This is a genomic window from Arthrobacter sp. Helios (assembly GCF_023167125.1).
GTDB classification, from domain to species: Bacteria; Actinomycetota; Actinomycetes; order Actinomycetales; family Micrococcaceae; genus Arthrobacter_B; species Arthrobacter_B luteolus.
The window spans coordinates 1,598,977-1,625,956 of record NZ_CP095402.1 but is presented as its reverse complement, the minus strand read 5'-3'; the positions used below and the strand labels follow the sequence as shown (position 1 = coordinate 1,625,956).

27 protein-coding genes and 3 pseudogenes are annotated in these 26,980 nt (G+C 65.6%); 17 read left to right on the top strand and 13 right to left on the bottom strand.

What is annotated here, in order from left to right; translation table 11 throughout:
- Nucleotides 1-17 precede the first annotated feature (17 nt).
- Nucleotides 18-1,271 carry a CapA family protein gene (locus ArtHe_RS07245; protein ID WP_248319398.1) on the top strand — a complete coding sequence of 418 codons (1,254 nt, stop codon included), beginning with the start codon at nucleotides 18-20 and terminating at the stop codon, nucleotides 1,269-1,271.
- 396 nt (nucleotides 1,272-1,667) lie between these two features.
- On the opposite strand, the gene ArtHe_RS07240 is transcribed toward ArtHe_RS07245, so the two are convergent.
- Nucleotides 1,668-2,270 carry a response regulator transcription factor gene (locus tag ArtHe_RS07240; RefSeq protein WP_248319397.1) on the bottom strand — a complete coding sequence of 201 codons (603 nt, stop codon included), beginning with the start codon at nucleotides 2,268-2,270 and terminating at the stop codon, nucleotides 1,668-1,670.
- Complete coding sequence (locus tag ArtHe_RS07235) at nucleotides 2,267-3,493, bottom strand: histidine kinase (protein WP_248319396.1); 1,227 nt, start codon at nucleotides 3,491-3,493, stop codon at nucleotides 2,267-2,269. Before ArtHe_RS07235 ends, ArtHe_RS07240 begins: the two co-directional genes overlap by 4 nt.
- Before the next feature lie 155 nt (nucleotides 3,494-3,648).
- On the opposite strand from ArtHe_RS07235, the gene ArtHe_RS07230 reads away from it, so the two are divergent.
- Nucleotides 3,649-4,206: a small multidrug efflux protein gene (locus ArtHe_RS07230; protein ID WP_248319395.1), complete on the top strand. Its 558-nt coding sequence runs from the start codon at nucleotides 3,649-3,651 to the stop codon at nucleotides 4,204-4,206.
- Nucleotides 4,207-4,323: 117 nt separating this feature from the next.
- Here ArtHe_RS07230 and ArtHe_RS07225 read toward each other — a convergent pair.
- Both ArtHe_RS07225 and ArtHe_RS07220 read right to left on the bottom strand, forming a co-directional pair.
- Nucleotides 4,324-5,433, bottom strand: a pseudogene (locus ArtHe_RS07225) (tripartite tricarboxylate transporter permease); the annotation flags it as partial.
- Nucleotides 5,434-5,696: 263 nt separating this feature from the next.
- Nucleotides 5,697-6,641 carry an alpha/beta fold hydrolase gene (locus tag ArtHe_RS07220; RefSeq protein ID WP_248319394.1) on the bottom strand — a complete coding sequence of 315 codons (945 nt, stop codon included), beginning with the start codon at nucleotides 6,639-6,641 and terminating at the stop codon, nucleotides 5,697-5,699.
- A gap of 3 nt (nucleotides 6,642-6,644) precedes the next feature.
- Between ArtHe_RS07220 and ArtHe_RS17900 the strand changes: the two are divergent.
- Both ArtHe_RS17900 and ArtHe_RS07210 read left to right on the top strand, forming a co-directional pair.
- Nucleotides 6,645-6,965: pseudogene (locus ArtHe_RS17900) on the top strand (helix-turn-helix domain-containing protein); the annotation flags it as partial.
- Nucleotides 6,966-7,076: 111 nt separating this feature from the next.
- The gene (locus ArtHe_RS07210; RefSeq protein WP_248319846.1) at nucleotides 7,077-7,361 is read left to right on the top strand and encodes a hypothetical protein; all 285 of its coding nucleotides are present in this window, start codon (nucleotides 7,077-7,079) and stop codon (nucleotides 7,359-7,361) included.
- A gap of 522 nt (nucleotides 7,362-7,883) precedes the next feature.
- Here the strand turns inward: ArtHe_RS07210 and ArtHe_RS07205 are convergent.
- Nucleotides 7,884-8,444, bottom strand: coding sequence for a TetR family transcriptional regulator (locus ArtHe_RS07205; RefSeq protein WP_248319393.1), 561 nt, complete (start codon nucleotides 8,442-8,444; stop codon nucleotides 7,884-7,886).
- An 84-nt stretch (nucleotides 8,445-8,528) separates the two neighbouring features.
- On the opposite strand from ArtHe_RS07205, the gene ArtHe_RS07200 reads away from it, so the two are divergent.
- The gene (locus tag ArtHe_RS07200) at nucleotides 8,529-9,275 is read left to right on the top strand and encodes an SDR family oxidoreductase (RefSeq protein WP_248319392.1); all 747 of its coding nucleotides are present in this window, start codon (nucleotides 8,529-8,531) and stop codon (nucleotides 9,273-9,275) included.
- A 33-nt stretch (nucleotides 9,276-9,308) separates the two neighbouring features.
- Here the strand turns inward: ArtHe_RS07200 and ArtHe_RS07195 are convergent, their stop codons facing one another.
- The 6 genes from ArtHe_RS07195 to ArtHe_RS07170 form a co-directional block, all read right to left on the bottom strand.
- Nucleotides 9,309-9,815, bottom strand: coding sequence for a universal stress protein (locus tag ArtHe_RS07195; protein WP_248319391.1), 507 nt, complete (start codon nucleotides 9,813-9,815; stop codon nucleotides 9,309-9,311).
- A gap of 354 nt (nucleotides 9,816-10,169) precedes the next feature.
- Nucleotides 10,170-10,889 carry a type II CAAX endopeptidase family protein gene (locus ArtHe_RS07190; protein WP_248319390.1) on the bottom strand — a complete coding sequence of 240 codons (720 nt, stop codon included), beginning with the start codon at nucleotides 10,887-10,889 and terminating at the stop codon, nucleotides 10,170-10,172.
- A gap of 26 nt (nucleotides 10,890-10,915) precedes the next feature.
- Nucleotides 10,916-11,857, bottom strand: a complete 942-nt coding sequence (gene bla / locus ArtHe_RS07185; RefSeq protein WP_248319389.1) for a class A beta-lactamase — start codon at nucleotides 11,855-11,857, stop codon at nucleotides 10,916-10,918.
- Nucleotides 11,858-11,861: 4 nt separating this feature from the next.
- A complete protein-coding gene (locus ArtHe_RS07180; protein WP_248319388.1) occupies nucleotides 11,862-13,013 on the bottom strand; it encodes a GDSL-type esterase/lipase family protein in 1,152 nt (383 codons plus the stop codon).
- Between the two features lie 77 nt (nucleotides 13,014-13,090).
- Nucleotides 13,091-13,402 (bottom strand): hypothetical protein, encoded by a 312-nt coding sequence (locus ArtHe_RS07175; protein ID WP_248319387.1) that lies wholly within the window; start codon nucleotides 13,400-13,402, stop codon nucleotides 13,091-13,093.
- Complete coding sequence (locus ArtHe_RS07170; RefSeq protein ID WP_248319386.1) at nucleotides 13,399-14,010, bottom strand: helix-turn-helix domain-containing protein; 612 nt, start codon at nucleotides 14,008-14,010, stop codon at nucleotides 13,399-13,401. The genes ArtHe_RS07175 and ArtHe_RS07170 overlap by 4 nt, the downstream gene beginning before the upstream one ends.
- A gap of 101 nt (nucleotides 14,011-14,111) precedes the next feature.
- Here ArtHe_RS07170 and ArtHe_RS07165 point away from each other — a divergent pair, with 101 nt between their 5' ends.
- From ArtHe_RS07165 to ArtHe_RS07135, 7 genes and pseudogenes are all read left to right on the top strand, one after another.
- On the top strand, nucleotides 14,112-14,744 hold the full coding sequence (locus ArtHe_RS07165; RefSeq protein ID WP_248319385.1) for a hypothetical protein: 633 nt from the start codon (nucleotides 14,112-14,114) through the stop codon (nucleotides 14,742-14,744).
- Nucleotides 14,745-14,833: 89 nt separating this feature from the next.
- Nucleotides 14,834-16,201 carry an FAD-binding oxidoreductase gene (locus ArtHe_RS07160; protein WP_248319384.1) on the top strand — a complete coding sequence of 456 codons (1,368 nt, stop codon included), beginning with the start codon at nucleotides 14,834-14,836 and terminating at the stop codon, nucleotides 16,199-16,201.
- Nucleotides 16,202-16,320: 119 nt separating this feature from the next.
- Entirely contained in the window at nucleotides 16,321-16,578 is a 258-nt protein-coding gene (locus ArtHe_RS07155) for a hypothetical protein (protein WP_248319383.1), read from the top strand.
- Between the two features lie 88 nt (nucleotides 16,579-16,666).
- Entirely contained in the window at nucleotides 16,667-17,665 is a 999-nt protein-coding gene (locus ArtHe_RS07150) for a CPBP family intramembrane glutamic endopeptidase (RefSeq protein ID WP_248319382.1), read from the top strand.
- Between the two features lie 4 nt (nucleotides 17,666-17,669).
- Nucleotides 17,670-18,905 (top strand): hypothetical protein, encoded by a 1,236-nt coding sequence (locus tag ArtHe_RS07145; RefSeq protein ID WP_248319381.1) that lies wholly within the window; start codon nucleotides 17,670-17,672, stop codon nucleotides 18,903-18,905.
- A gap of 70 nt (nucleotides 18,906-18,975) precedes the next feature.
- Nucleotides 18,976-19,824, top strand: a complete 849-nt coding sequence (locus ArtHe_RS07140) for an NmrA family NAD(P)-binding protein (RefSeq protein ID WP_248319380.1) — start codon at nucleotides 18,976-18,978, stop codon at nucleotides 19,822-19,824.
- A 66-nt stretch (nucleotides 19,825-19,890) separates the two neighbouring features.
- A pseudogene (locus ArtHe_RS07135) lies at nucleotides 19,891-20,517 on the top strand (integrase core domain-containing protein); the annotation flags it as partial.
- Nucleotides 20,518-20,908: 391 nt separating this feature from the next.
- Here ArtHe_RS07135 and ArtHe_RS07130 read toward each other — a convergent pair.
- Nucleotides 20,909-21,607 carry a glutamine amidotransferase gene (locus ArtHe_RS07130; protein WP_248319712.1) on the bottom strand — a complete coding sequence of 233 codons (699 nt, stop codon included), beginning with the start codon at nucleotides 21,605-21,607 and terminating at the stop codon, nucleotides 20,909-20,911.
- Nucleotides 21,608-21,645: 38 nt separating this feature from the next.
- Nucleotides 21,646-22,914 (bottom strand): Mur ligase family protein, encoded by a 1,269-nt coding sequence (locus ArtHe_RS07125; RefSeq protein WP_248319379.1) that lies wholly within the window; start codon nucleotides 22,912-22,914, stop codon nucleotides 21,646-21,648.
- 66 nt (nucleotides 22,915-22,980) lie between these two features.
- Between ArtHe_RS07125 and pdxT the strand changes: the two genes are divergently transcribed.
- The 5 genes from pdxT (at nucleotide 22,981) to ruvB (ending at nucleotide 26,906) form a co-directional block, all read left to right on the top strand.
- Nucleotides 22,981-23,712: a pyridoxal 5'-phosphate synthase glutaminase subunit PdxT gene (gene pdxT, locus ArtHe_RS07120; RefSeq protein WP_248319377.1), complete on the top strand. Its 732-nt coding sequence runs from the start codon at nucleotides 22,981-22,983 to the stop codon at nucleotides 23,710-23,712.
- Nucleotides 23,713-23,715: 3 nt separating this feature from the next.
- Nucleotides 23,716-24,471 carry a YebC/PmpR family DNA-binding transcriptional regulator gene (locus ArtHe_RS07115; protein ID WP_066297434.1) on the top strand — a complete coding sequence of 252 codons (756 nt, stop codon included), beginning with the start codon at nucleotides 23,716-23,718 and terminating at the stop codon, nucleotides 24,469-24,471.
- A 10-nt stretch (nucleotides 24,472-24,481) separates the two neighbouring features.
- Nucleotides 24,482-25,090, top strand: coding sequence for a crossover junction endodeoxyribonuclease RuvC (gene ruvC, locus ArtHe_RS07110; RefSeq protein WP_248319375.1), 609 nt, complete (start codon nucleotides 24,482-24,484; stop codon nucleotides 25,088-25,090).
- A 102-nt stretch (nucleotides 25,091-25,192) separates the two neighbouring features.
- A complete protein-coding gene (gene ruvA / locus ArtHe_RS07105; RefSeq protein WP_248319373.1) occupies nucleotides 25,193-25,825 on the top strand; it encodes a Holliday junction branch migration protein RuvA in 633 nt (210 codons plus the stop codon).
- A 1-nt stretch (nucleotide 25,826) separates the two neighbouring features.
- Nucleotides 25,827-26,906: a Holliday junction branch migration DNA helicase RuvB gene (gene ruvB / locus ArtHe_RS07100; RefSeq protein WP_248319371.1), complete on the top strand. Its 1,080-nt coding sequence runs from the start codon at nucleotides 25,827-25,829 to the stop codon at nucleotides 26,904-26,906.
- The last annotated feature ends 74 nt before the right edge of the window (nucleotides 26,907-26,980 follow it).

Below are 26,980 nucleotides of genomic sequence, written 5' to 3'. Positions count from 1 at the left end.
ACGTTCCGGGGGGAACCATGAAGATCAGGTCCGAAGCCACAGTCCGCAGCGGGGCGGCGGTGCTGCTCTCTGGGGTTACTGCGCTGCTGATAATCACCGGCTGCACGGCCTCACCGGTTGCTCCGGACCCCTCCGGGCCCGCTTCGGCCGGCGCCGGCGAATCCGCCAGCCGGATGCCGGTCCCCACGCCGACGGCGACGCCCGGAGTGGGCGTGGCGTGTCCGGGCCTGCGCTGCTCCACGGTGATGCTCGCCGGGGATCTGCTGGTGCATCCGCAGTTGTGGGACCAGGCCGCGGCAGACGCCGCCGCCGGCGGAAAGCAGCCCCTGGACTTCGAACCGCTGCTGGAGGGAATGCGCACCTACATATCCGGCTCCGACCTGGCCGTCTGCCATATGGAAACCCCGGTCGCCGACACCGGCGGCCCGTATGCCGGCTACCCGATGTTCAACGTGCCGCCGCAGATCCTCACCGCGGCCGCGGCAGTGGGGTACCAGGCGTGCACAACGGCGAGCAACCACACCATAGACGCCGGAACGGAAGGGCTGAACCGGACCCTCGCGGTGCTGGACTCCCTGGGCCTGGAACACACCGGTTCCTACGCCTCCGAAGCCGAGTCCGCCGTGCCGCTCATCATGGACACTTCCGGGGCCCGGATCGGAATCGTCGAATCAACCTACGGACTCAACGGCCTGACCGCCGACTATCCCTGGCAGGTGGACCTGCTCGACCCCGGGGACATGATCCTGCGGGCCAAAGCTGCCCGGGCACAGGGTGCGGACCTGGTCGTGGGCGGTGTGCACGCCGGAGACGAATACGCTTCGCTGCCCAACAGCCAGCAGATCGAAACCGCGCATGCCCTGGCGGACAGCGGCGAGTTCGACCTCATCTACGGCCACCACACCCACTCGGTGCTGCCGATCGAGAACTACAACGGCACCTGGATCGTCTACGGTCTGGGCAATGCCGTCACCGAACTCTCGCCGTGGTATCCGGTCAACAACGAGGGGCTCATCGTCCGCGCCCAGTTTGTCCAGGACGACGACGGCGGCGCCTGGCGGGTCAACGACCTCGCGTGGGCGCCGTCGGTGATCGTGCGGGATCCCTACCGCTGGTGCTCCGTGGCAGCGGATCTGCCGCAGGGGCAGTGTGCCTCCGATGCCCAGCAGGCTGAGGTGAGGCAGCGGACCATTTCGGTCGTCGAGTCCATGGGGGCGGCCGGTGCCGGGGCACACGAATGGCTGGTGACGAAGGACGTTTCCGGGCGGTAGCTGTGTAGCCTCAAGTGCGGCGCGGACCTGTTTCTGCGTGGCGTGTGCATCTCTGTCAGGTCCGCCGGGCGGACCGGAACGGCGGCAACGAAATTCCCTGCTCGCAGAGCTCGCAGGGAATATTAAAGCCGCCTAACCCGGCCCGTCCGGCGGTCGCGAAAACGTCACGGTGGGTGCCCCCGGAACACTTGAAGCGGTATCACGTTGCGGATGTGGAACCGTGCGGATGTCGGTGAGCACCGTATGTAGCAATCCCGGTATAACCGACCGCAGAGAGCCTGGCGTGTCGGTCCTGGGCCGATCTGAGCCGTTGGGCAGCTCGGTAAGGCGGGGGCTTGGAGACAGATGCGTCGTGGCATGCTTGTCAGCAATCGGAACATAGCTCGAGACGCCCGCTCAGATCCACCCGCGCTCTTCGGCAAGGAGCACCGCTTGCTGCCGGGACTCCACCGCAAGCTTTCCCAGCACGGTGGAGATGTGGTTACGCACCGTGCCGGGAGCCAGGGACAGGGTAGTGGCGATCTGCCGTGTCGATTCCCCTCCCCGGGCCGCGCGCAGCACGTCCAGCTCCCGGTCGGTCAGCGGTGGGCGTTCGTCGCTCAGTGCGTCCGCCGCTACTTCCGGGTCGATGTAGCGGCCGCCGGCAGCAACGCGGCGGATAACGGCCGCCACCTCGTGGGCGCTGCGAGACTTTGGCATAAACCCTGCGGCGCCCGACGCCAGTGCGCGCCGCAGGACCCCTGGCCGGGCATGGCGGGTGACAATGATGCACCTGGCGGCGATGGTTCGGCTCAACTGCTCAGTGACCTGAACGCCGTCGAGCTGTGGCATTTCCAGGTCCAGCAGGCAGATATCCGGCTTCAGCCGCACCGCTTCGTTGACAGCTTCCGCGCCGTCGGCGCATTCCACCACCACCTCAATATCCGCTTCGAGGCTCAGCAGGGCCGCCAGAGCGGAGCGAATCATCCCCTCATCGTCGGCGAGCAGCACGCGGATCATTCGCCGTTCTTTCCGGGCGTAGGAACCGTGACGACCAGGGTGAACGTTTCGGCTTCGCGCCGCACCTCGAGTTTACCGCCCGCTCCGGCGGCGCGAAGCGCCATTCCGTCTAGCCCGGACGTCTCCCGGTGCGAAGCGTCATCGTTGGATGCATCCGCGCCGAGGTCGTTGGAAATCTGGTAGCGCCACCCCTCGTCCACGCGGCTAAGCGCCAGCTGTGCCCATTTGCCGCCGCCGTGGCGGAGAACATTGGTGGTGGTCTCACGGATGACCGGCCCCAATACCGACGCCGGTGCCAGCGACGTATCGGGATCGGCCGTGAACTCAGCCTGGTGGCCACCGGCCCGCAAGAGGTCCACGGCATTGGCCATCTCGTCGCGCAGGGGCACCGAGCGGAACCGTGCGGCAAGGTCCCGCGTACCTTGGCTGGCACCGGCCACGCTGACGCGGGCTGCACGCAGCTGTTCCATCCCCGCCGACGGGTCCTGCGGCATGAGCCGCTCGGCCAACTCCAGCTGCAGAGCGATTACCTGGAGGTGGTGTCCCTGCAGATCGTGAACGTCGGTTGCGAGGCGTAGCCGCTCCTGGGTCGCCGCGAGCCTCGCTTCGGAGGCACGGGCCCGGTCGAGTGCAACAAGCATGTCCCACCACCACAACGAGTTCACGCTGATGGCAGGCAGTGCCACGCCCACGAGAACCGCTTGAGGCCAGACCGTGCCGCTGCTGCCTGCCAGCGTCAGGCGAAAATCAATCGCTGCGACCGCGACCAGCAGGGCGGTCGCGGCCAGCACCACGCGCAGGCGCACTCCCGGCGGCCAGTTCAGCAGCATGATCAGTTGGATGACGGGCGCGGCCGCCAGCACCCACGTCCCCGTAGCCATTCCAGCTGAGAGCCCGTAGATCGCCGCGATCAGAAACGGTGCAAGGTGGCGACGGTCGGTCACCAGCGGTGCCGCATCGGTCCGATGGCGGTAGTCGAGCAGCGGAAGCAGCGTCGCTGCCGTCCACAGAATTCCGGCGGCACCCACTCCTGCGGCTACCGGTCCGCCGATGCCTCCATCAAGCAGAACGGCCACGGTGAAGAAAACAGTTAGGAGCTCGAAAGTCAGGATCGAGGTGGCCGTGAACGTCCAGGTGGTGCTGATGCTCCGGGTCAGCCGCAGCGCACCGCGGGCTTCCGCGGCGGCGGACACGGTGGCGTCGTGCTCGGGCTGACTGCTCATCGGCACAGCTTATCGGCATGACATAAGTCATGGAGCAGACGTGCGGATCCCACGAAAACCCGTGCGCTCACGCCACTTACAGCGTCATCTCCCAGCGGGTGAACTGGAGACATGGCCGGGGAAGGACCCCAGTGCCGCACAGACAGGAGCACACCATGAGCCTTATTGAGACCTTCCAGAACCTTGCCGCGGAGGTGCCGGAGTTGCTCCAGCCGGTTGTGGTGGCTGCAGCTGGCGCGGTCCCCTTTATTGAGGGCGAGGGTGCCGCGACGATCGGACTTCTCGGCGGCCTGCATCCGGTGGCCGCTGCGGCTGCGGCGATGATCGGCAACTTCCTGTGCGTGGCGCTGCTGGTGCTGATCGGCTCAGGAGCGCGCGACGCCGTCGTCACCCGTTCCCGGAAGAAGGCAGGGTCTGAGCGGGTTGCGTTGGCCGGTGCCGGGTCCGCCGCCGGCGCGCCGACGGCCTACGGCGCGAACGAGAACCGGATGTCCCCGCGCCGGGCCAAGTTCCAGCGCGCCTATGAGCGTTTCGGTGTTCCCGGGGTGAGCCTGCTCGGCCCGCTCCTGTTGCCCACCCAGTTCACGGCCACCATGCTTGTTGCCACCGGCATCAGCAAAGCCCGCGTCCTGGTGTGGCAGGCGATCGCCATCTTGGGTTGGACAACAGCCACCACCATCATCATTGCCCGCGTCCTGGCTGCCGTCAGCTGACCGATTCAGGAAAGGTTGCGGGGCAAAACGACCGAAGGGCCCCACTGTTCCCAGCGAAGCCCTTCGGCGGTGGTCTGTGCGTCGGACCTAGACGTCCCGGCGGGTCCTGTTCACAATCTAGGACCGCACAGTAGCCGCCAGCACCAGGAACAGCAGGCCGTACAGGACCAGTGGGATCGGCCCGGTCACGAACACGGAGTAGTCACCGTTGGAGGACAGCAGCGCGTCGCGCATGCTCGTTTCCGCCAGCGGACCTAGCACCACACCAATCATCAGCGGGGCCAGGGGCATCCCGTGCCGGCGCATAACGAAGCCGACCAAGCCAAGCCCGAGCAGCATCAGCAGATCGAAGACCGCCCCGGACGTGGCGTAGACGCCCAGCCCGCAGAAGACGGTAATCCCGGCGTGCAGGTACGGGGCCGGAATGAGGAGCAGCATGGCCCACAGCCCCGCGAAGGGCAGGTTGATGATGAGCAGCACCACCATCGCGATGAAGAAGCTCGCCAGCAGCGCCCAGACCAGGTCGGGGGACCTATCGAAGAGCAGCGGGCCCGGCTGCAGGCCGTACTGCTGGAACGCGGCGAGCAGGATCGCGGCCGTGGCCGTGGCCGAGACCGGCAGGCCCAGGGCCAAAAGAGCTCCCATGGCGGTGCCGGTGGTGGCGTTGCCGGCGGCTTCGGGAGCTGCCAGACCGCGGATTGTGCCCTTACCGAACTTCGAGTTCTTCCGGCGGCGGTCAATGCGCCGCTCCACGTCATAGGAGATGAACGTCGGAATCTCGGAGCCGCCGGCAGGGATGACGCCGAACGGCAAACCGATCGCAGTGCCACGGGCCCAGGCCGGGGCTGCCTCTTTGAGCTCGGCGCGGGAGAGGAAAGGACGGCCTCCGGAGCTAATTTGCTTGCCTCCCGGATCCCGGCGGATCCGGGAGGCGATATGGAAGACTTCGCCCAGCGCCAGGATGGCTACGGTCACGGTAATCAGGGAAATGCCGTCGAACATCTGGGGCGCACCGAAGCTGAACCGCTCGGCACCCGAGAACGGGCCGATGCCCACTGTGGCGATTCCCAGACCGATCAAGAGGGCCGTCAGGCCCTTTACCGCGGAGTCCGAGACCACGGAGGACGTGGCAACAAAAGCGAACAGGGTCAGCGCAAAGAACTCAGCCGGACCGAAATTGGCCGAAAAATCAGCCACGGCTGGGGCGAGGAACACCACGAGAACGGAGAATAAACAAGGGTATTGCGGCCGTGTCCGCAGGATGGTTACGAGCATTGACCGATGAACGGCTTCGCCCCGCTCTGGCATGCATCCATGAGCCACCAGCTAAAAGCTGGGGTTCAGAAGGAAGGCCTCGTGCATCTACGTCCTCAAGTTGTTCTTGGGTCCAACTGCCCATGGTCCTGTACTCCCAGCTTTGTCGTGGGGCACCGCAGCAAGACCTCCCGCCGTCTCAATAGGCGAGGGGCGGGAGATCTTGCTGTGCTGTCTCACTTGCTGTCGAGGTGACTCATCGGTTCGGCAGCGTCTTCGAATGCGGCGCGGGCAGCAACCCAGCTGTTCTCATCGACGTGCAGGGCGGTTTGGAGGTAGGCGGTGCTCATTCGCTGGATGATGGCAACCCGCTCAGGGTTCTCGTCGGTGGTCTCGGCGACTTCGTATCCGACGATCCCGCCAAGCGAGTGCTCGGCAGCGTGGAAGGTAAGGAGGTCGGTTGCGCCGGGGCTGTACGTGTAGGCGTCGGTGAACCAGTCGGGTCCGCGGCTGGACATCTTGGACTGGTCGTGGTCGCCCGCGACGACGAGCGTCGGGGTGGTGAGCTCTTCGAAGGAGGGGCGCATGAACGGGAAGTTCGCCTTCGCGAACGGGTGCAGGTCATCCCCGCCAACGCCCGTCGCGGCGAAGAGGATGCCCGCGGTAACGCGGCTGTCGGACATGTCCTCGCCGATGTGGCCCGCTTCGTCGAGGATCCGGGCTCCGAGGAGCGACTGCGCGGTCTGTCCACCCCAGGAGTGGCCGGTGGCGGCGACGCGGCTGCGATCCACGCGGCCGGAGAGACCGGGTACGGCAGCCTCGATGGTGTCGAGCTGGTCGAGGATGCGGGTGAGATCTGCGATCCGTTCGTTCCAAATCGTCGGGAACACCGGGTGGTCGAACCCGAAACCGTTCCGGCGGGAATCCAGGTGCGTGGGCTGAATCACGAGGAACCCGCGCGATGCCCAGAACGCGGTGAGCGGCGCGTATCCGTCGAGGTTCCAGCCGTTGCCATGGGAGAACACCACGACGGGGAGGTTCGTGCCGGTTGCCGGGGCAGACACTCGCACCTCCAGCGGGACCGGTCGACCCGGGGCGATCAGCTCAACGGGAGCGACGGAGACGACCGGAGTGCCGGCACCGATGACGCCGTCCAATGAGTGGATGAGTGATGAAGCCATGAAATGTTCCTTCCTGAGGCTGCGCTCTGCAATACTGATTATCGGAGCGTCGTTCCGCAACAATACGGAACAGCACTCCGAAATGCGAGTGAGGGCAAACTATTTAGTGAGGAGGGGCACATGGCGGATACTCAAAGTGAGCAGTCACGCGTTGCCGGGTCCCAGCAGGTAGGTCGTCCGCGCAGAAATCAGCAGGGACTCCTTGACGCAGCAGCAGCAGTGTTCGTAACGTCTGGAGTCGAAGCTCCGGTGCGGGAGATCGCAGCGAAGGCAGGCGTCGGCGTGGGGACCATCTACCGCCACTTCCCGACACGACCAGAGCTTGTGGTCGCGGTTTATCGACACCAAGTCGAGGCCTGTGCAGAGGCAGGCCCACGATTACTCGCCGAGAGCGCGACGCCCGAGGCGGCCCTACGGGCATGGGTAGCCTTGTTCGTGGAGTTCCTCGTCACCAAGCACGGACTCGCTGGCGCCCTTCAAGGAGACAGTGCCGGGTCCGACGCTCTACACACCTACTTTGTCGGCCGTCTCGTCCCCGTCTGCGACTCGCTCCTCAAGGCAGCGCTGCAGTCCGTTGACGCTGCTCCGCCGCTCGACGCGTACAACGTTCTCAAAGGCATCGGGAACCTCTGCATCGGTGCAGCTAGCGACACCAGATACGACGCCGCCACCCTGGTGCAACTGCTCATCTCGGGCCTACTATCCCGAGGAGCTCCCTAACCGAAACTCATCGCGCCTTCGTCGGACACGAAAGGAAGCGATGCAGAAATCACGCCACATGCCGCTGCGACGCACAGAATATCCGCCACTAACGACAGCCGCAAAGGGGTGCTCGCGCCCTAAGCTGCGGATGCCTTTGCGGGTGAGAACGGCACTTATGACCAGCAGCAGCACGGCCGTCATTGGTTCACGGGTGCCAATATGATGGTCTCCCCGGGGTGTCCTGGCCGTTGGCATCTGTCGCATTTAGGTACGTGAAGGCTACGCCTCTCGCCGAGACTGGAGCCGCACGCTCCTTTCGGTACCCGGGGGCGTCTTCCGCACAGTCCGATGGCGACGAACGCGATGGAGAGGAGGCCGATCACGCGACTAGCACCGGGGTGCCGCCGGTGCAGGCGGGCGCGACAGCCTTCGGCCGACCGCGATCGGGTGTCAGCTGCTGTTCGACGCCATTCGCTCTCGCTGCCCGGGCGCAACGCAAGCACGAGGAGCGGGTGAGTGCCCGCTGAGCCGCAGCCCCGCTCAGCCGGGGGTGTGCAGCATCCGTTCGACGGCGGTGACAACCGCCTGCCGGCGGGCGGCAACCTCCTCACCACGGGTCGGGTTCTCCACGAGACCAGTCAGCCCCTCCGGCGAAAGCTGCCAGGCCTGCGCTATGGCGTAGATAAACACCAGAATGTCGACGGCGGAGAGTGGGCGGGCGGCAGCCGTAGCGACGGCGAGGGTCTTGCTCCGGTAGGTATCGCCCGGCTCCGTGGTGGCTTCGGGCCGTTCAAGCCGGGCCCACATGGTGAGGCGGAGGACTTCCGGGAAGCGCTGGTGATGGTCGAACACGTCCCCGGCCCAGCCGGCCAGGTCATCGGGGCGCGGCGGGACATTCTCGGCCATGCGGCGCAGAGCGTCCGCGACGGTGGCATCAAACAGGCCGCTTTTGCTGCCGTAGTATGCGTAGATCATCCGGACGTTGCTCCGTGCCTGGGCGGCGATCCGTTCCACGCGCGCACCGGCAAGGCCGTGGGCCGCAAACTCCATGGTCGCCGCGGAGAGAATCCGCTCCCTCGTAGCTTCAGCGTCGCGTGCCATGCTGTTCCCCCTGATCAGGTCTTGACGGGCCCGTGCCCAGACACTACCTTAGCGGTAAGTATCCATTTACTTACAGGAGACGACATGACCCGCATTGCCCTCGTCACCGGAGCCAACCGCGGACTCGGGCGAGCCACCGCGCTCGTTTTGGCGCGGAACAAAATCAACGTCGTCGCCGCGTCGCGGAACGGTGCAGATGACGTCGTGGACGAAATTGCCGACGCCGGCGGAGAAGCCATCGCCGTCCGGCTGGACGTCGCTGACCTGTCCTCCATCGAAGCGGCCCGTACCGCAGTGCTCGACGGTGTTGGGGAGAAATGGGACACCGACACTCTCGACGTGCTGGTCAACAACGCCGGAGTTGGACTGTTCGCACCGCTCGGCGGCATTACTGCCGAAGACTTCGAGACCACGTTTGCGGTCAACGTCCGCGGTCCGCTGTTCCTCACGCAGGCCTTCCTGCCCCACTTGTCGGACGGGGCGAGCATCGTGAATGTCTCGAGCTCGCTCAGCCGGCACGTCAGCCCGGCGACCTCCGTCTACGCGGCATCGAAAAAGGCACTAGAGGCGCTGACCCGCAGCCTCGCCGGCGAACTGGGTCCGCGGGGCGTCCGGATTAACTCGATCGCCCCCGGGCCCACCGCGACCGACTTCAACGGCGGAGCCATGCGCGATGACCAAACCATGCGCGCGGCACTGTCCGGGCAGACCGCGCTCGGGCGGGTGGGCAGGCCGGAGGACATTGCCGACGCGATTGCGGCCATGGTCTCCTCACAATTCCGTTGGGCAACGGGGGAGCGGTTCGAAATCTCGGGCGGCGTGCTGCTCTGACCGGACCCTGCCTCCCGGGCACGGCGCGTTCGCCTACTCCGTCCGCTCCCATGGCAGCAGACCGTCGTCGGGGACAGGGGTGAGCGGGAACATAACCACCGGACGAGCTGGCGGTGGGATAGCTGAACGGCGACGGACCCAGTGAAAACTCCTCAATGGAGCCCCGGAACCGGCTTCCCGGGTGCCGACAACGATCATTGCCGCGTCCAACTGCTGAGCCAGCCCGGCAAGCTGCTGTGCCTCCCCGTCGGCCAGCGCCCGGACGGACCATTTCACCGGGCGGGGATCCAGGATCCCCCCAATCTCTGCCCGCAGCCCGGAATCGAACGGCTCCTTCTCGGTGAAAGACAGATCCGGATTCAGCGGCGTCGAGACCACCGTTCCGTCAGCCTGTTGCCCGACCTGCTCGCTGGAGTCGTCAACATGGGCACAGGCCAGATCCGCACCGAGCTGGTCGGCCAAGCCTGCCTCCGCCTCGACTACCGCTGCACCAGTGCCGGTCTGGACGCCAACCAGGACCTGGGGCCTGGAGTTGCTCATGAAGGTGACTCCTTAGGTCTGGACCGGCGGCACATCCGGGCCGACGGCCTCATGGGCTGCGGCGGTGCCGGCGATGCCGGTGCCGGGTTAATCGGTCTGCTTCAAAGGCTCATCTTCTAAGGAAGAGGCGCCGCACCCTCCCAGGTTTGTGCACAGGCAGGGCATGATGCAGGCTCGCAAGGCGCGGATTGGTGGTTGCTGGCCCTTCCCGCCGGCTCAGACAGCCGTGTGCCGACGTCGGACGGTGAGCGCCGCCAGCGGGATCAGGACGGCTGCGGCGACGATGAAGAGTGTCGGGAAGCTGCTGGCGGCGAGCAGCGGGCCGACGCCTATCACCGGAACGGGCGCGTCTCGCTACCCGGCGATCATCTCGAGGTGGATGACCGAGACGATCGAAGAGGATGCGTTGTTGACTGCGTGAACCACGACGCCGGGCCAGACCGACTTTGTCTGGTGCATCAGCCAGGCAGCTGCGAGTCCGACGATGACCGCGACGGGAGTGGCGAGGTTGATTCCGTGGCTTAACGCGAACAGGATGCTGCTGAGGATCGCAGCGAACCAGACGCCGTAGCGGGTGAGCAGGGTGAACAGAACTCCGCGGAAGAGGAACTCCTCGCCGATCGGGGTCACCACCGCACCGAGGAGGATCGCTCCGGCGAATCCGGCGATGCCGCTCGTCGCTGCCGTCTGGTATCCGCCCTGAACATCGGCGGCATCGGTCGTCATGCTCACGAGGGTCGTTACACCGAGGTTCAGGGCGACAACTCCGATACCCACCAGGAAGGCGATCCCCAGCCATTTCGGCGCCACGCGGGTGATGCCGAAGAGTGCCGCGTTGCGCCTGCGAAAGGCGATCATGAGCAGCACTCCGCCCAGCGGTGCGAGTCCGGAGATCGCGAACAGCGCCAATCCTTTTGTCACCGTGTCGTCGTCTGGCAGCTGGAGGTAGAGCAGGATGCCGATGGCGTAGAGCGCGATGGCGATGGCCGCGGCGAGCACGAGGTCGGGCCAGGTGGCCCGACCTCGTGTGGTCCGGTCGTTCGGGCTGGTGGTGGTGCGATCGTGGTGTGACATTCTCTCTCCCTGTCTGCCTAGTTCTCTCAGTTGCGTTCGAGCGCGTTCAGGACGATGGATGCGGTTCGGGCGACTAGCGTGTCGTCGAAAGCCGCGTCCGGGTCGTTGCGTGTGCTCAGTACGGTGAGGACGATGGGGCCGTGGTCGGATGGCGTGACCAGGGCAATGTCATTGCGGATCGGACCTGCTCCGCCGGACTTGTCCGCGGCCACCCACCCGTCGGGAGCACCGGCTCGGATGAGGGCGTCTCCGGTGCGGTTGTCGCTCATCCAGTCGAGGAGCAGAGCTTCGTCCGCTGCAGACAGCGTGGAGCCGTCGAGGATCGTCCTGAGTGACGCGGTGAATGCGGCCGCGGTGGTGGTGTCCTCGGTGCTGCCGGGTTCGATTGCGTTGAGTGCCGGCTCGTCGTTCACGACCTCGGTGGTGGTGTCGCCCCGTTCTGCGAGGGCGGCGTCGAGGGCTGCGGGGCCGCCGATCCTCTCGAGAATGAGGTTGAGAGCGGCGTTGTCGCTGAATCGTACAGCGGCTTCGGCGAGTTGTGCGTAGGTCAGCCCGTCATCAACATGCTGCGATGTGATGGGAGCGTGGCCGGCGGCCTCAGCTTCTTCCGCCGTCCACCGCACGAGCTCGTGACGCTCCGGTCCGTGCACCGACCCGAGGAACTCCGCAGCGGCGAAGGCCTTGATGGTGGACGCGAAGCCGAATCGGCGGTCACCGCCGTACGAGACGGACTCGCCGGTGGCCGTATCTACGGCCACGACGCCGATGGTCGCGTCGTACTCCTGCTCGAGGCCGGTGAGGTCCTCCTCGACGACGGAGCCGAGGTCGGGTGAAGGTGCGGTGGACGTCGGGATGCCCGCGGGTGATTCTGCGGCGGCTTCGGAGAGCTCCGGAGCGGTGGCGGCGCAGCCGGTGAGCGCAGCAAGGATCAAAAGGCAGCCGAGGTTGAGCGAAAGGAGCCGACGCATGCTTTCAGACACCCCCGAAGGCGCCGGTGGGCCCGAAGACGAGGTCGGCGAAACGCGACCCGATGAGCCGGTGCGTCTCACCATCCGGATGCAGCGCGTCAGGGAGCGGATGTTCCTCCGCATCCGCCTCTCCGAAGAGGTCGAGGCCGTCGAGGTAATGCAGGTGCGGGTCGTCTCGGCGGACCGCGACGACCTCGGCGAGGGCGTCGCGTATCACCCGGAGAGTCAACCGACCTTGAGAGGTGTCGCCACGGGTCCCGGTGGCGGTGAACTGCACGGCGTCGGTGCCGATCGATGAGGCATCGATCGATCCCGGGCCCGGTGTGTCCTCATGGATGCCGCAGTACAGCGGAGAGACCAAAAGGAGGGGTGTCTCCGGGTGTCCGTCACGGATCGTGTCGAGGAAGCCGTGGATGGCGGGGATGAAGCTCCGCAGCCGCATCCCGTCGAGATTGACGACGTTGATCCCCAGCTTGAGGCTGATCAGGTCGGCGGGGGCGTCGCGGATGACGCGAGCGAGAAACGGATCGACGAGGGCGCTGCCGCCGAAGCCGAGGTTGCGCAGCCGGGCGCCCGCTTGGCGGGCGGCGATGACTGGCCAGATGCCTGTCGGATGCGTTGCGTTCGAGCCCTGACTGATAGAGCTGCCGTGGTGCACCCAGAGCCGGCCCGTCCTGGGCGCGGGTTGGATCGGTGCGTCGGAGCGGAGCCCTACCAGGTCGACGCCTTCGTTGTGTGGGAGCCAGAACTCGACCGTCTTCCGTCCCGGTGGAAGCTCGTCAAGGACGATGCTGTCCACCCCTCCGCTGGTGTCTGAGCGAGCACCGGTGGCCAGGTCGATCTCCACGGAGTCTCCCTCCGTGAGCGGGTGCGTCTGGAGGCGGTTGCCGTCGATGACGATATCGATCGCGCCGCGAAGTCTTGGCACCTTCCGGTAGCTCACTTGGGTGGCGTGCACGTCGAGTTCGAGTCGGCGTGCTTCGGTGACCATGGCCATGCGCACACCGGAGGGCTGCGACTCCATCATGCTCAGCTGCGGGTCGGCGTCCCGCTCGCGTACGTGTCGTGGGAGCCGATGCGGCCTCATCCCGCGCACTACGGGCTCGAGCTCCGCCATGCCGTCGACCAGTTCGAGGGTGATGGGGGTTGAGATCATGATGTGGCCCTTCTGCGGCGTCTGCCGCGGGTACGTCTGTTGCTGGGTATTGGTACGAATCGAGATCCGGGAGGCAGTTATGATCGCGGGCGGTGAGGTTCGTCGTCCAGCCGTTGCCAGACTTGTGCGAACAGCACTCCTATGGATCCGGCGACAGCGGAGATGACGATTGCCATGCTGAGGGAGCTGACTGGCATCACACCGGCGAGTACGAACACCGACACCATGAATGCGATCGCGTTCAGTAGTAGCGAGAACTTGTTGGACCAGCGGCTCCACCGGCGCGCTTCCGCCGTCGTGTCGTCGCTCTCGATGCGACGGTCCAAGAAGAGCGCTATGAGCAGTAACGGAACCACCTGCACCGCAGATTCGTAGAGGAGAGAGTTCACTCGGAGGGCACCCCGATCGTCACCGCGCGGACTGCGAGCCGAAGGGTCTCGGTCTCGGAGTCGATGCGTACCCCCTCCGAGGGCAGTGCGCGTTCGGTCGCGATGCCGGACACAACTGTCGTCAGGAACCGGGCTCGTGCCTCGATGTGACCCGCGGTGATCGCGCCTTCGTCGACCAGGGCGGTCAGCCACTGCTCGATCCGGCGGCGGCCCAGGCGGTCCAGAGCGTGGTACGTCGCGGCCTCGTCTTCAGACGGGACTGTGGCCACATAAGCCTCGTAGAGTGCGCCCCACTGCTGCCGGGCTCGGGCGCCCACTCCGACATGGCTGAGGAGCAGTTGCAGGCATGCGAAGAGGCGATCTTCCGGCGGCAGGGAGTGATCGTTTATCGGATCATCGGGAATTTCCAGGTCGTACATCGCGGCGACCACGGTCTCGACGAGTGCGCGCTGGGTCGGGAAGAAGTGGCGCAACGAGCCTGTACTCACCTGGGCGCGGGCGGCTACCGCCCGGACGCTCAGGCGCGCAGTAGGATTCTCGCCGAGCATCGTCGCTGCGGCGATGAGGATCTTCGATCGTGTTCCCGGCTCCTTCGATTCAACGTCCATATTTTTCCCTTCGTGTGACCCCGGTCTATTACAGTGTGCTAGTTTAGCCTCTCATTGTTTAACACGCTGTACTAGTCGGAGGGGAAGGGGACTTACGGATCATGAGCTGGCGCAACCGCCGCGTCCGTGCCGGGTCAGGCGAACCGCTGAGAAAGTACCGCTGGTGGCAGATGTTCAGCCGCTCGCTCCGCTCGATCACGCTGACATCGGAAGACGGCAGGGCATCGATCCACACCGTCGAGGTCCGCCATGGGGGCGACATGACCGACGGCGAAGTCCGCGCTCGGCTCTACGTCGACGGCTCTCTGCAGTCGTACGCGAAAATGCCCACCCGCTTCCCAGTGCCGGGCGGCCACATTGAGGTGGCGATCACCGGCTTCGGACTCAAGCGATGCCACTACGTGCGAGCGAACGGCGTCGAACAGCAGCTGACACCCGATCCGCGGTCGGCGGAAGGCCGCCGCGCCAGCCTGCACCGGCGACATCCCGGTGCTAGTCGCGTGATCGGCCTCCTCTCCATCGCGTTCGTCGCCATTGGACTGTGCGTGGAGATACCCCAAATCATCGAAGCCCTCTCACAGATCCCGCCGGTCGCCGACTCGATCGGCACCTTCACGTCCCCCATCCAGCTCCCCCTCCAGCTCAATCTGCTCGTCGGGCTGGCAGCCATCGTCGGCAGTACCGAACGAGCGCTGCGGATGCGATCAAGCTGGATCGATGAACTCGCGAGCTGAAACCGCGAAAGCACCCGACATGCAGAACACCCCCCAAGAACTGGCGCCTCTGTAGCCGTAGCGGACGCTGAAGCTCAAGAAAGGAAAACATGACAACGCACATCCGATCCGACCTCAGACAGCTCGCCGAGACGATACGAGAGTCCTTCGACGGGCGGGTCATCCAGGCTGGCGACGAAGCGTTCCCACGCGCGACGGATCTGTGGAGCGACCAGTCCACCTCGCGCCCCGCGATTGTGGCCCGCGTCGCCACAACAGCCGACGTCCAACGCGTGTTGATGGAGACGCCACCGGACGTGCCCGTCGCGGTTCGGGGTCAAGGGCACGACTGGGCGGGGAGAGCGCACGCCCAGGATGGGGTCACCATCGACCTCTCGCAGATGCGAGGCGTGGAGATCGACCGCAGGTCCCGCACGGCTCGAGTGCAGGGTGGTGCACGACTGGAGGATCTGGTCGATGCCTCCGCAGAGCACGGCCTCGGCGCAGCGGTCGGGACTGTCAACGAGGTCGGTGTCGCCGGGCTCACTCTCGGTGGCGGCTACGGCCCGTACCTCGGCACCCAGGGCCTCGCCGCCGACAACATCGTTTCGGTTGAAATCGTGCTCGCCGACGGATCGATTGTCGCCGCTTCGAACGATCAGCACCCCTCGCTTCTCTGGGCGCTTCGTGGGGGAGGCGGCAACTTCGGTGTCGTGACGGCACTCGAGATCAAGCTCGCCGAACTACCCGTCGTCCTCGCCGGCCCCATCGCCTTCAGCACGGAGGAGATCCGGCCGGTCCTGACTGCCCTCAGCGACCTCTACCCGACAGTTCCGGACGAGCTTTCCATCGCCCCAGCGATCACCAGCGGCCCGGACGGCACCCCGATGCTCCTCGTATCACTCAACTGGCAAGGTGATACGGCCGCGGGTACGCAGTGGGTGCGCCGGCTGGAAGCGACCGGGACGCCACTGTTGTCCGAGGTCCACCCCGTCACGCCTTCCCAGGCGCTGCACTCGTTGGACGGCATGTTTCCGGCGGGGCGACAGTACACCGTACGAACCGTCTCGCTGCCGAGCCTGAACCCCTCAGTCATCGAGGCTCTCGCCGCGGGTGAAAGGCGCCGCATCTCGCCACTCACCGCGGTGAACATCCACCATTTCCACGGGGCTGCCACCCGCCACGACGCCGCTCACTCTCCGTGGGCGCTCAGAGAGCCTCACTTCATGGTGGAGCTCATCGCGACAACCCCGGACGGGGAGGGACATGATACGGAAGTCGCCTGGGCAGAGGGGCTACTCAACGAGTTGCAGGCGCACGGCCTGCCGGCCGCCTACCCGAATCTGTTGCCGCCAGCAGACATCACGCGTGCTGGCGCGGCGTTCGGCGACAACCTCGTCCGCCTGCACGCCGTGAAGGCAGACGTCGATCCAAGAGGACGCTTCTCCGCCGTCTCCATCGGCCTGCCCAAGAACTGACAAGGCCACGATGCTGAACGCGTCGATGAGCTCGATATCTACGTGGAACGCGACCCCCGGAGAATCACCCATGCGCAACGACCTTCGACGTCCTCGAGCGATACACCAACCCTTCTGCGTTGATCCCACACTCGCTCACGGTAATCATCGAGTTCCAGGCATACATCCTCCTCGCGCTCGGAGCCTTCCTGCTCGGCAAGTACTGGCTGTTTCCCCGCGCGACCGGCGCCAAGAACCGAGGCCAGGGGTATGTGCGCGGACTTCAAAAACTCGGATGGCTGGCGCTTCCCGCTTTCGTCCTACTCATCATCGGAGCCATCTGGGAGGCATTCTCGCTGGTCTACATGATCGGCCCCCTGAGCCAGCTGCTGCTATAGCACCGAAGGCAGATCAGTATTCCCTGGCCCACAGCTGAACTCCTTAACCCACGTCTGACCTGGCCCCCTCACAAGGAAGAAATACACCATGACTACCATTACGCCGAACTGGCTGCTCGACCCCGCTCGCTCGAAGCGCTCCTCGTCCGTACCTCCTGGAGTTGAGTACCATCGGGTGCTGGCCGGTGAGAAGCGCCGCATCGGTCGCGGCATCCTCGCCATCGTCATGCTTCTGGCGGGGATCGTCATCTTCCCGACCGGACTCGGAGCGCTGACCGGCCTCATTGACCTGCAGAGCGGTTATACGACCCCGGTGTTCCAGGGCACCGACTACACGCCGCTTTACCACGCGTCTTCGATGCTGTCGCTCTTCCTGCTGATGCCGTGGAGCATGCTCATCCAGCGCTGGCTGTACGGTGTGCCCGGAGCGTCGCTGCATTCGGTGATCTCGCGCTTCCGCTTCGACCTTCTCGGCAAGAGCCTGCTCGTGTTCGGCCCCTTCTGGATCCTTGCCAACGCGGTGGGCTATTTCGGCCCCTATGTCGAGGTGCCGTGGACGCAGTTCGACCTTGTTGCCATCTTCATCGGCACCGTGCTGCTCACCCCTCTGCAGACGACCGGTGAGGAGTACGGGGTGCGAGGGCTGCTGTTTCGAGTCCTCGGGAGCTGGACCCGCGGCCGCAAGACTGGTCTCGTCCTTGGCATCATCGGCTCGAGCGCCATCTTCACCACGATCCACATGTCGACCGACATTTACATCATCACCTGGTACTTCGTGCTGGCGTCCTGCCTCGCCATCATCACCTGGCGCACCGGCGGCATCGAGATCGCGGTTGTGCTTCACGCCGTGCTGAACACGTCCTCGCTCCTCTTGGGACCGCTCTTCCGCATCGACCTCGGTGGTGCGTTGAGCGACCGCTCCGCCGGCGTCGGATCCGTCACCCAGCTCATCCCGACGGCGGCTGTCATCCTGATCACCCTGGTTATCCTGTGGTGGACCCGGAAGGTCGGCCCAGTTCTCACCCCGACCGCGCCCAGCGCGACCGCACACAGCGCGACCGCTGATGCCATCGCGAGCGGGAAGTAGGGCCATGAACCGCGACCAGCGCACCACCCATACGAAGGGTCATCCTGCCGCCTCCACCCTGCGGCCGTTGGGCGCTTTCGAGGACATCATCGACCTCTACATCAGCCGCAACCCCGTGCAGTTCTCGATCGCGCTCCAGCTCACATCGACGATCACCGAGGAAGAGCTGACCCTGACACTTGCGGCTCTGCAGCGGACGCACCCCTTGCTAGCCAGCAGCATCGATCGCACCGGCGAGCAGGCCGTGTTCCGCCCGGCGTCAGAGCCCATTCCGCTCAGAGTCGCCGGTGGCCACGACTGGGTGGTCGAGGCATCTGTAGAGCAGACCGCGCCCATCGACCCGGACCTGGGCCCGCTGGCGAGAGCGAGGCTCGTCGATACGAAGGGGGGTTTGGTCATCATCCTCACCTTCTCCCATCAGATTGCGGACGGTCGAGGGGCACTGCGGGCAGTGGCGGACCTCCTGGAGATCCTCGATGGGCGAACCCCGCCCGTTCAGCCGATCCCCGCCAGCCAAGAACAGCTGCTGAAATCACTGCCCGACGGACCTGCGGCCCCGCCTCCGCCGGCGTCGGGGGAACTCGAGCCTCCAGCTGCCGTGGTGCGGGCGTTTGACGGCACCCCGCCGACAGTCGAAGTCGCCGCCCTGGACCAATCCACGACCGAGCGGCTCCGCGTGATTGCACGATCGCATGACGCCACCGTGCAGGGGGCGCTCTGCGCCGCAGCCGCCCAGGTGCTGAGCGCACGCGGCATCCGCAGACCCGTCCGGATCAATGCACCCATCGATCTGCGTTCAGCTGTCGGGCTCCCCGACGATGTCGCAAACCGGTTCACCGCGACCACCGTCACCCTGGAGGACCCGCAGGGACGCGAATTCTGGCCTCTTGCGCATGACGCGACGGCCCAGCTCCGCACGGGCCGCGACCACGCACGCGCGGCCGCCCTCATGCTGGCCTCGCTGCAGCCAGCCGACGCGATGGAAGCGGAGGCGACCATGCTCGCAGCGACGAATGCCGACATCGAGATCACGAACCTCGGCGTCTTCGCACCCCGCTCGGACGCTGCTGAAGCGGCCTGGGGTCCGATCATGACGACGCAGGTGCAGGGGGAGCGGATCCTCGGCGTCGTCACCCACGGCGGCGCGCTCCGACTTACACTCACCGGCCACGACGACGTCGGCGCCCTTGCCGCCGACGTGGCAGGGTGCCTGACGAGCCAGGCGACCCAGCAATGCTGATCTGCCGCGACAACCTGTCCGGCGCTCTGCCCGACGGGCTGCGCTACCCCCGACAACTGAAGGAGAAACCATGACCATCTCACCCGACATCCTCGTCGTCGGAGCCACCGGTTCTACGGGCCGGGCCACCACCGATTGCCTGACCGCACGGGGCATCCCGTTTCGTTCGATGTCCCGAAGGTCCCCCTCTGTCGAGTTCGGTGTGCAGGCCGACCTGGATGACGCCCGCAGCGTTCGCACGGCGCTCGAGGGTGTGCGCGCTGCGTACCTGGTGACTCCATCGACCGAGCGCGCCGAAACGCAGCAAAAGCAGTTCATCGATATCGCAGTCGCGGCAGGCGTCAGCCACCTCGTGCTGCTCTCTCAACTGGGGTCCGTCGTCGACTCACCGGTCCGCTTCCTGCGCTACCACGCAGCCGTCGAGCAGCACGCCCTCGCATCGGGCATCGGGATCACCGCACTGCGACCGAATCTATTCATGCAGGGAATGCTCGCCCTCGCGGGCATCGTGAAGACGACAGGAAAGCTCCCCGCGCCGATTGGCGAGGCGCGAGTAAGTCTCGTTGACGTGCGCGACATCGGCGACGTCGCCACACTTGCTCTCACATCACCCAAGCCGCTGGGAGCTGTGACCTTGACAGGGGGCGAAGCACTCACGCACATCGAGCTCGCCGCACGCCTCTCATCCGCCACGGGACACCAGATCCACTTCGAAGACGTCCCCCCTGAACGATTCGGCAAGATGCTCTCCGGTGTGCTCCCGCCCTGGCAGGTCAAAGGACTGCTCGAGGATTACGCGCACTACGCCCGCGGTGAAGCTGCCGCGATCTCGACAGCCGTGCCCGACCTCCTGAAACATCCGGCGCGCGACTTTGCGACTTTCGCTCGCGAACACGCTGCGTTGTTCCGAAGAAAGTGAGCGGCGTCGCCAGCCCCTCAGCCGGCCAGGCACCTGCGTGCCCAATCAGCCTGGGCTGGCGTGGCCTTGAATGGGAAGCGGGTGCGCCGGCTCTGGCGGCAGGAGGGCCTGATTTGTAAGCCCAAGGCGAGGAAGAAGCGACGCACCGGTCCCGGCGCCGGAGAGGAAAAGCGGTTGTCAGCGGAGTATCCGATGGATGTGCTCAGCTTTGATTTCCAGTCCGATGTCACCACTTGTGGCCGGCATATCCGGTTCTCCAACGTCACCGACGAATACACCCGCACCGCGCTGGTGATTATCCCGCGCAGGTCCTTCAAAGCCACCGACGTCATCTCGGTGCTGGAGGGCATCATGGCTGACACCGGGATTGAACCAACCTATGTCCGGTGCGATAACGGGCCTGAATTTACCGCTGGCGCACTTATTGACTGGCGCGCTGCTGCCGGGGTGGAAACGGCGTTTATTGAGCCGGGATCACCGTGGCAGAACGGATTTATTGAGTCCTTCAGTGCTCAGTTCAGGAGGGAGCAGCTCGCTGGAGAAATCATGGACACCATGGCCGAAGCGGAGTATTTGGCCGACGAATGGAAAGCTATCTACAATCATGCGCGTCCCCACGGATCCCTGAACGGCATGACCCCGAATCGGTACTGGGAAACCTGGACGCACGAAAACCGATTAGCTATCGCATAAGCACTGGACCCTGCTAACGGGAACTCAGTCATTTGGGATATGCGGCTCGCCCATCGACCAGCGCTGAACGCCTCCTCCCCGACACTTGGAGATGGGACGCTCCGGATGCTCCTACTGACCCGCCATGGAAGAGCGCCGAGGGATGGCGCTCAGATAACGACTTTCCGCGGTCACCTAATTGGGAGCGCAAACTTGTTGTCTGATTCATCCGACTTCCGGAACTCATTTTGCTCCCAAAACAACGCTCGTCAGGGAAAGCATAACCGCGGCAACGATATTCCCCGCACGAAGAGCTCGTAAGGAACGCTAGAGCCGCTTTACCGGCCTGCCCGGCGGTTTGACGCCTGCCGCCGTGGCGCCGGTCAGAGGGTCCTCAGCCGGGGGTCGATCATTAGCGCGGACGGTCGGAAGCGTGCTTTCGGGCCAGCTCGGAAAGCCGGGCGAGACCGGCAAGGTCAGCGTCCGGAAGAGGAGCCGGATCGAAGCTGCCGTAGCGGCGGGTCACGGCCTTTTCGATGAGGAAGTCCGCGATCGCCGGGTTCTTGGGCAGCAGCGATCCATGCAGGTAGCTGGCCACCACGTTCCGGTAGCGGGCGCCCTCGGTGTCGTCCTTGGAATTGTTGCCCTCGCCCTTGCGCACATGCGCCAGCGGCTGGGCGTCCGTGCCCAGGAAGGTCTGGCCGCTGTGGTTCTCGTAGCCGTGGATTTCGCCGAACTCATCGCTCACTGAGAGCACGTTGCCGATCAGCCGCTCCGGACCGCCGTGGGTCTCAATGTCCAGCACGCCGATGCCGGGGATGAGAACGCCGTCGTGCGTCTTGAAGAACCGGCCGAAGAGCTGGTAGAGGCCGCAGATGGCCAGCATCGGCAGCTCGTCGTCGGCCAGGGCACGGAGGGTGGGCGCGAGCTGCTGCAGGTCCTGCTGGATGACCACCTGGCCGCTGTCCTGGCCGCCGCCGCCAACAATCAGGTCTGCGTCGGCGGGGAACTCGTCACCCGGGTTGTACTCGGTGACAACCGGGTTGTAGCCCTGCCACTTCAGGCGCTGCTTCAGGACCAGGACGTTGCCCCAGTCCCCGTAAATGTTCATGTCCCGCGGGTACAGCTGCAGGATGTGGATGTCGCGGCTCAAGAGACCACCTCCACCTTCGTGATTTTGGAGAGCTCCCGGCGGACGGAAAGCATGGCTGTGTAGGTGCAGAAGATGCGCATCGGCTGCGTGCCGGCCGCGGCAATGAACTTTGCCAGCGCGGCCGGAATGTCGGTCTCCACATCCCGGACCGGCACGTCGTCGTACTTCAGCCGGAGCGCCATGTCGTAGGCGCGGACGCCGCTGACCATGTCCACACCGCCCGAAAGCGTTTCAAAGTCCACGTCCCAGAGCCAGGACATGTCCCGGCCGTCGGCGTAGTTGTCGTTGACCGCGATCATGGTGGCGTAGCCGTGCGCCGCGAAGGACTTCAGGCCCAGCCGGAAGCCGGACGGGTTCTTCACCAGGACAAGTTCCAGCGGTGCCCCGTTGACGGTCAGGGATTCGCCGCGGCCGAAGGCCGGCTGCACGTTGGCCAGTGAATCGAACAGGGCCGGCCGGTCAGCCCTGCCGCCAAGGATCTGCCGCGCGAACGTCAGCGCCGCAGCGGCATTAAAGATGTTGTAGACGCCGCGGAGCTTGAGTGAGGTGGTGGTGACCTCATCATCGACCCGGAAATCAGCCTCATCTTCGGCAACGCGCTCGAGCACGACGTCGGCGGGCTGGGCGGCGGCGATGGCTTCGGAGCGCGATCCGCGCATTTCATCGTCGTTGGGGAAAGTGCTGCGCAGTGAGGCATCCAGGCCGAAGTAGACGGCCTTCGGGCCGGAGAGCGAGCCGGCGATGGACGCGACCCGCGGATCCTCACGGTTCAGGACCACGGTGTCAGTGGTGGCCAGGGCGATCTGTTCCAGCAGCCGGGTGGTCTTGTCGATCTCGCCGAAACGGTCCAGCTGGTCGCGCAGGACGTTCAGGAGCAGCGAGTAGCGCGGCTGGATCAGCTTCACGAAGTGCACGGCATGGGCTTCATCCAGCTCCAGCACGGCAATGTCGGCATCGAGCCGGCCGCGCAGGTTCACTTCCCCGATCAGGGCTGCGGCCACGCCGCGGGTGAAGTTGCTGCCGGTGCGGTTCGTGAACACCTTCAGCCCCTGGCCTTCGAGGAGCTCCACCACCATCTTGGTGGTGGTGGTCTTTCCGTTCGTACCAGAGACGACGGCGACGCCGAGGGGGAGGGTGGAGAGGGTGCGGCGGATGAAATCGGGGTCGATCTTCTCCACCACCAGGCCGGGAAGGGCGGACCCGCCGCCGCGCAGCCGTGAGGCGGCGCGGACCAGCTTGCCTACCAGGATGGAGAAGGAACTCATGGATACCGAATATATCCCACCGCCCTGTTCGGCCCCGTGCACGGCCCGTCCACCTAGAATGGTCAAATGACGGAAATCACTGCCCGCCGCTCGTCCGGGCACAGCTCTTCTGGATCGAAGAACCCAGCTGCTCCGCTTGTCGGGGTGCTCGCGCTGCAGGGCGGGGTGCGGGAACACGTGCGGGCGCTGGAAGCTGCCGGAGCCCGCACGATGCTGGTCCGGCGGCCCGCCGAACTGGACGCCCTGGACGGGCTCGTCCTGCCAGGCGGCGAATCAACCACCATTGACAAGCTGATGCGGCTCTTTGGGATGGCGGAGCCGCTGAAAGCGAAAATCGCCGCAGGCTTCCCGGTCTACGGATCCTGCGCCGGCCTGATTCTGCTGGCAGACCGGATCACCGACCCCGCAGTGGATGCCGCCGGTGAACCGCAGCAGACCCTCGGCGGCCTGGACATTGTGGTGCGGCGCAACGCCTTTGGCCGCCAGCGCGAGTCTTTCGAAACCGAATTGGTCTTCGACGGACTCCAGGCTCTGCCGTCACAGGATTCCGGCCAGCCGGTGGCTGGTGTGCACGCCGTGTTTATCCGCGCACCCTGGGTGGAAAAGGTAGGCTCCACCGTGCAGGTGCTGGCGCAGGTTACCCCGGGGGAGTCCGCATCGGAGGCGGAAAAGGATTCAGTCGCTAGAATTGTGGCAGTGCGTTCGGGAAAGCTGCTGGCTACCTCGTTCCATCCGGAGGTCACGGGGGAGAGCCGCATCCACGAACTATTTATTCAAATGATCAGAGGAGACGCGTAAAGCATGTCGGGCCACTCGAAATGGGCAACCACCAAGCACAAAAAGGCCGTCATTGATGCCAAGCGTGCCAAGTCCTTTGCCAAGCTGATCAAGAACATTGAAGTTGCGGCCCGCGCAGGCGGCGCCGATATGGCCGGCAACCCCGGCCTGGAGCTGGCCGTCCAGAAGGCCAAAAAGACCTCTGTTCCCATTGACAACATCAACCGGGCCGTCAAGCGCGGCGCCGGCCTGCTCGGTGAAGCCGTCGACTACCAGACGATCATGTACGAGGGCTACGGACCGCAGGGCACCGCACTGCTGATCGAGTGCCTCACGGACAACAAAAACCGCGCCGCCTCCGAAGTCCGGCTCGCCGTGACCCGCAACGGCGGCAACATGGGCGACCCCGGTTCCGTGGCGTACATGTTCACCCGCAAGGGCGTTGTCACGCTGCCGAAGAAGGACCTCACCGAGGATGACCTGCTGATGGCGGTGCTCGACGCCGGTGCTGACGAAGTCAAGGAGGCCGGGGACAACTTCGAGATCATCTCCGAAGCTGCGGACCTGCGGGCCGTCGTCGCCGCCCTTGAGGAAGCCGGAATCGAATACGACACCGATGAGGCAGAGTTCCTGCCCTCCATGCACGTGGAGCTCGACGCAGACAACGCGCGGAAGTTCATGAAGCTGGTCGACGCGGTGGAGGACCTGGACGACGTCCAGAACGTCTACTCCAACGCCGATATCTCCGCGGACGTCCTCGCGCAGCTCGAAGAAGACTGAGCGCCCCGCCGTGCCGATCCGGGTCCTGGGGGTGGACCCGGGCCTCACCCGCTGCGGGCTGGGCGTGGTGGACGTGGAAGGTAACCGCCGGGCAACCCTCGTGGCGGTCGGGGTCGCCGGTACGGCAGCGGGCACCGCTCTGGATGCCCGCCTGCTGGCGATTTCCGAGGCGATTGAACTGTGGCTGGACACCCATACCCCTGATGTTTTGGCGGTGGAACGGGTGTTCAGCCAGCTCAACGTCAGTACCGTGATGGGCACCGCCCAGGCCTCCGGCGTCGTGATAGCCGCCGCCGCGCGCCGCGGCATTCCGGTGGCCCTGCACACCCCCACCGAGGTGAAAGCCGCGGTGACAGGTTCCGGTTCGGCGAACAAGGAAGCCGTGGGACGCATGGTCACCAAGATCCTGCGCCTGGACGAGATGCCGCGGCCGGCCGACGCGGCAGATGCGCTGGCACTGGCCATCACCCATGCCTGGCGCCGCGGCGCGCTGGGGCCCGGCCAGGCTTCGACAGCCGGTTCAGCTTCCTCCGGAGGCGGCCCGGTGCAGGGCGGCCTGACCGCGGCGCAGCGGATGTGGGCCGAGGCTGAGGCCAAGGCAAAACGCGCCCGCCGCTGAAGTGCCGGGAAATCCGGAGCGGACCAGTAGGCTGTTCGTAGATATGTTCTATTCAGTTCACGGATTATTTTCAGTTCCCGGATTATTGCTCGGAGTTCCCACATGATCGCCTCCCTTCGCGGCGTTGTAGCGCACGTTGGCATCTCATCTGCCGTTATTGACGTCAACGGTATCGGCATGCTTATCCAGGCAACGCCGCAGACCCTCGCGTCGCTGCGGACAGGTACCGAAGCGCAGGTTCATACCGCACTGATCGTGCGTGAGGACTCCATGACCCTGTTTGGCTTCGCGGACCCGGGGGAGCGGGAAGTATTCGAGATTCTGCTCAGCGTCAGCGGCGTCGGCCCGCGCCTTGCCCTCGCGGTCCTGGCTGTGCACAGCCCCGAGGCTGTGCGCGTCGCAGCGTCCAGCGGGGATGACAAGGCATTCAGCAAGGTTTCCGGCATTGGACCGAAGGGCGCCCGCCGCATCGTGCTGGAACTCGCCGACAAACTCGTGCCGCTTGGGACCGCTGAAGCACCGGCCGGAGCCCCGGCCTGGAATGACCAGGTGCTGGCAGCCATGACCGGCCTCGGATGGTCCGAAAAGGACGCCACCGCCGCCATCGAGGCCACCGCTGCCGAGCATCCGGACACGGCGAAGGTCGGCAACGTCGCGGAAATCCTGCGCCTGACGCTGCGCCGCCTCGGCCAGGACGCCGCCCGCTCCCGCGCACCGCAGAAGCAGGCCGGCTAGCGTGGCCGCCGCCGAACCGCTCACCACGGCCGCGCCGGATCCGGACGACAAGGCCATTGAAGCCGCCCTGCGCCCGAAGAACCTCGATGACTTCGTGGGTCAGAAGCGGGTCCGCGAACAGCTCTCCCTGGTCCTGGAAGCCTCGCGGCTCCGGGGCCGCAGTGCGGACCACGTGCTGCTCTCCGGTCCTCCCGGCCTCGGCAAAACCACTCTGTCCATGATCATCGCCGCGGAAATGAACGCTCCGCTGCGCATCAGTTCGGGACCGGCCATCCAGCATGCCGGAGACCTGGCCGCCATTCTCTCCTCCCTCACGGAAGGCGAAGTGCTGTTCCTGGACGAAATCCACCGGATGTCCCGTCCTGCGGAGGAAATGCTGTACATGGCCATGGAGGATTTCCGGGTGGACATCGTCGTGGGCAAGGGCGCCGGGGCAACGGCTATTCCGCTGGACCTTCCACCCTTCACGCTGGTGGGCGCCACCACCCGCGCCGGGCTGCTGCCCGGACCCCTGCGTGACCGGTTCGGCTTCACCGGGCACCTGGAGTTCTACTCCACCGCGGAACTGGAGCTGGTCCTGCGGCGCTCGGCCATGCTGATGGACATGAAGGTCAACTCGGCCGGCTTTTCCGAAGTCGCCGGACGGTCCCGCGGAACACCGCGAATCGCCAACAGGCTCCTGCGCCGGGTCCGCGACTGGGCGCTGGTCCACGGAGTCGACCAGATTGACGCCCGCACGGCCGGAGCGGCACTTGATATGTATGAGGTGGACGAACGCGGGCTGGACCGGCTGGACCGCGCCGTGCTCCACGCCCTGGTGACCAAATTCAACGGCGGACCGGTCGGGCTGTCGACGCTCGCGATCGCCGTCGGCGAGGAGCCGGAGACGGTGGAAACCGTCGCGGAACCGTACCTCGTCCGGGAAGGCCTGCTGGGCCGCACACCCCGCGGACGCATCGCGACCCGGGCCGCCTGGGAGCACCTCGGACTCGAGATGCCGGAGTCAGCTGCGCACGCTGTCCCCGATGCCATGTTCTCCGGACCCGGAGCCCGGGCTGCGGACAGCGGCACGGGCGCCTGAGCCGGGAAGCCGGCCGGACCGGCTGCGCGGGAGCACCGGCAGGGCAAGCAGCGAAGTGACGCCGGACACCGTGG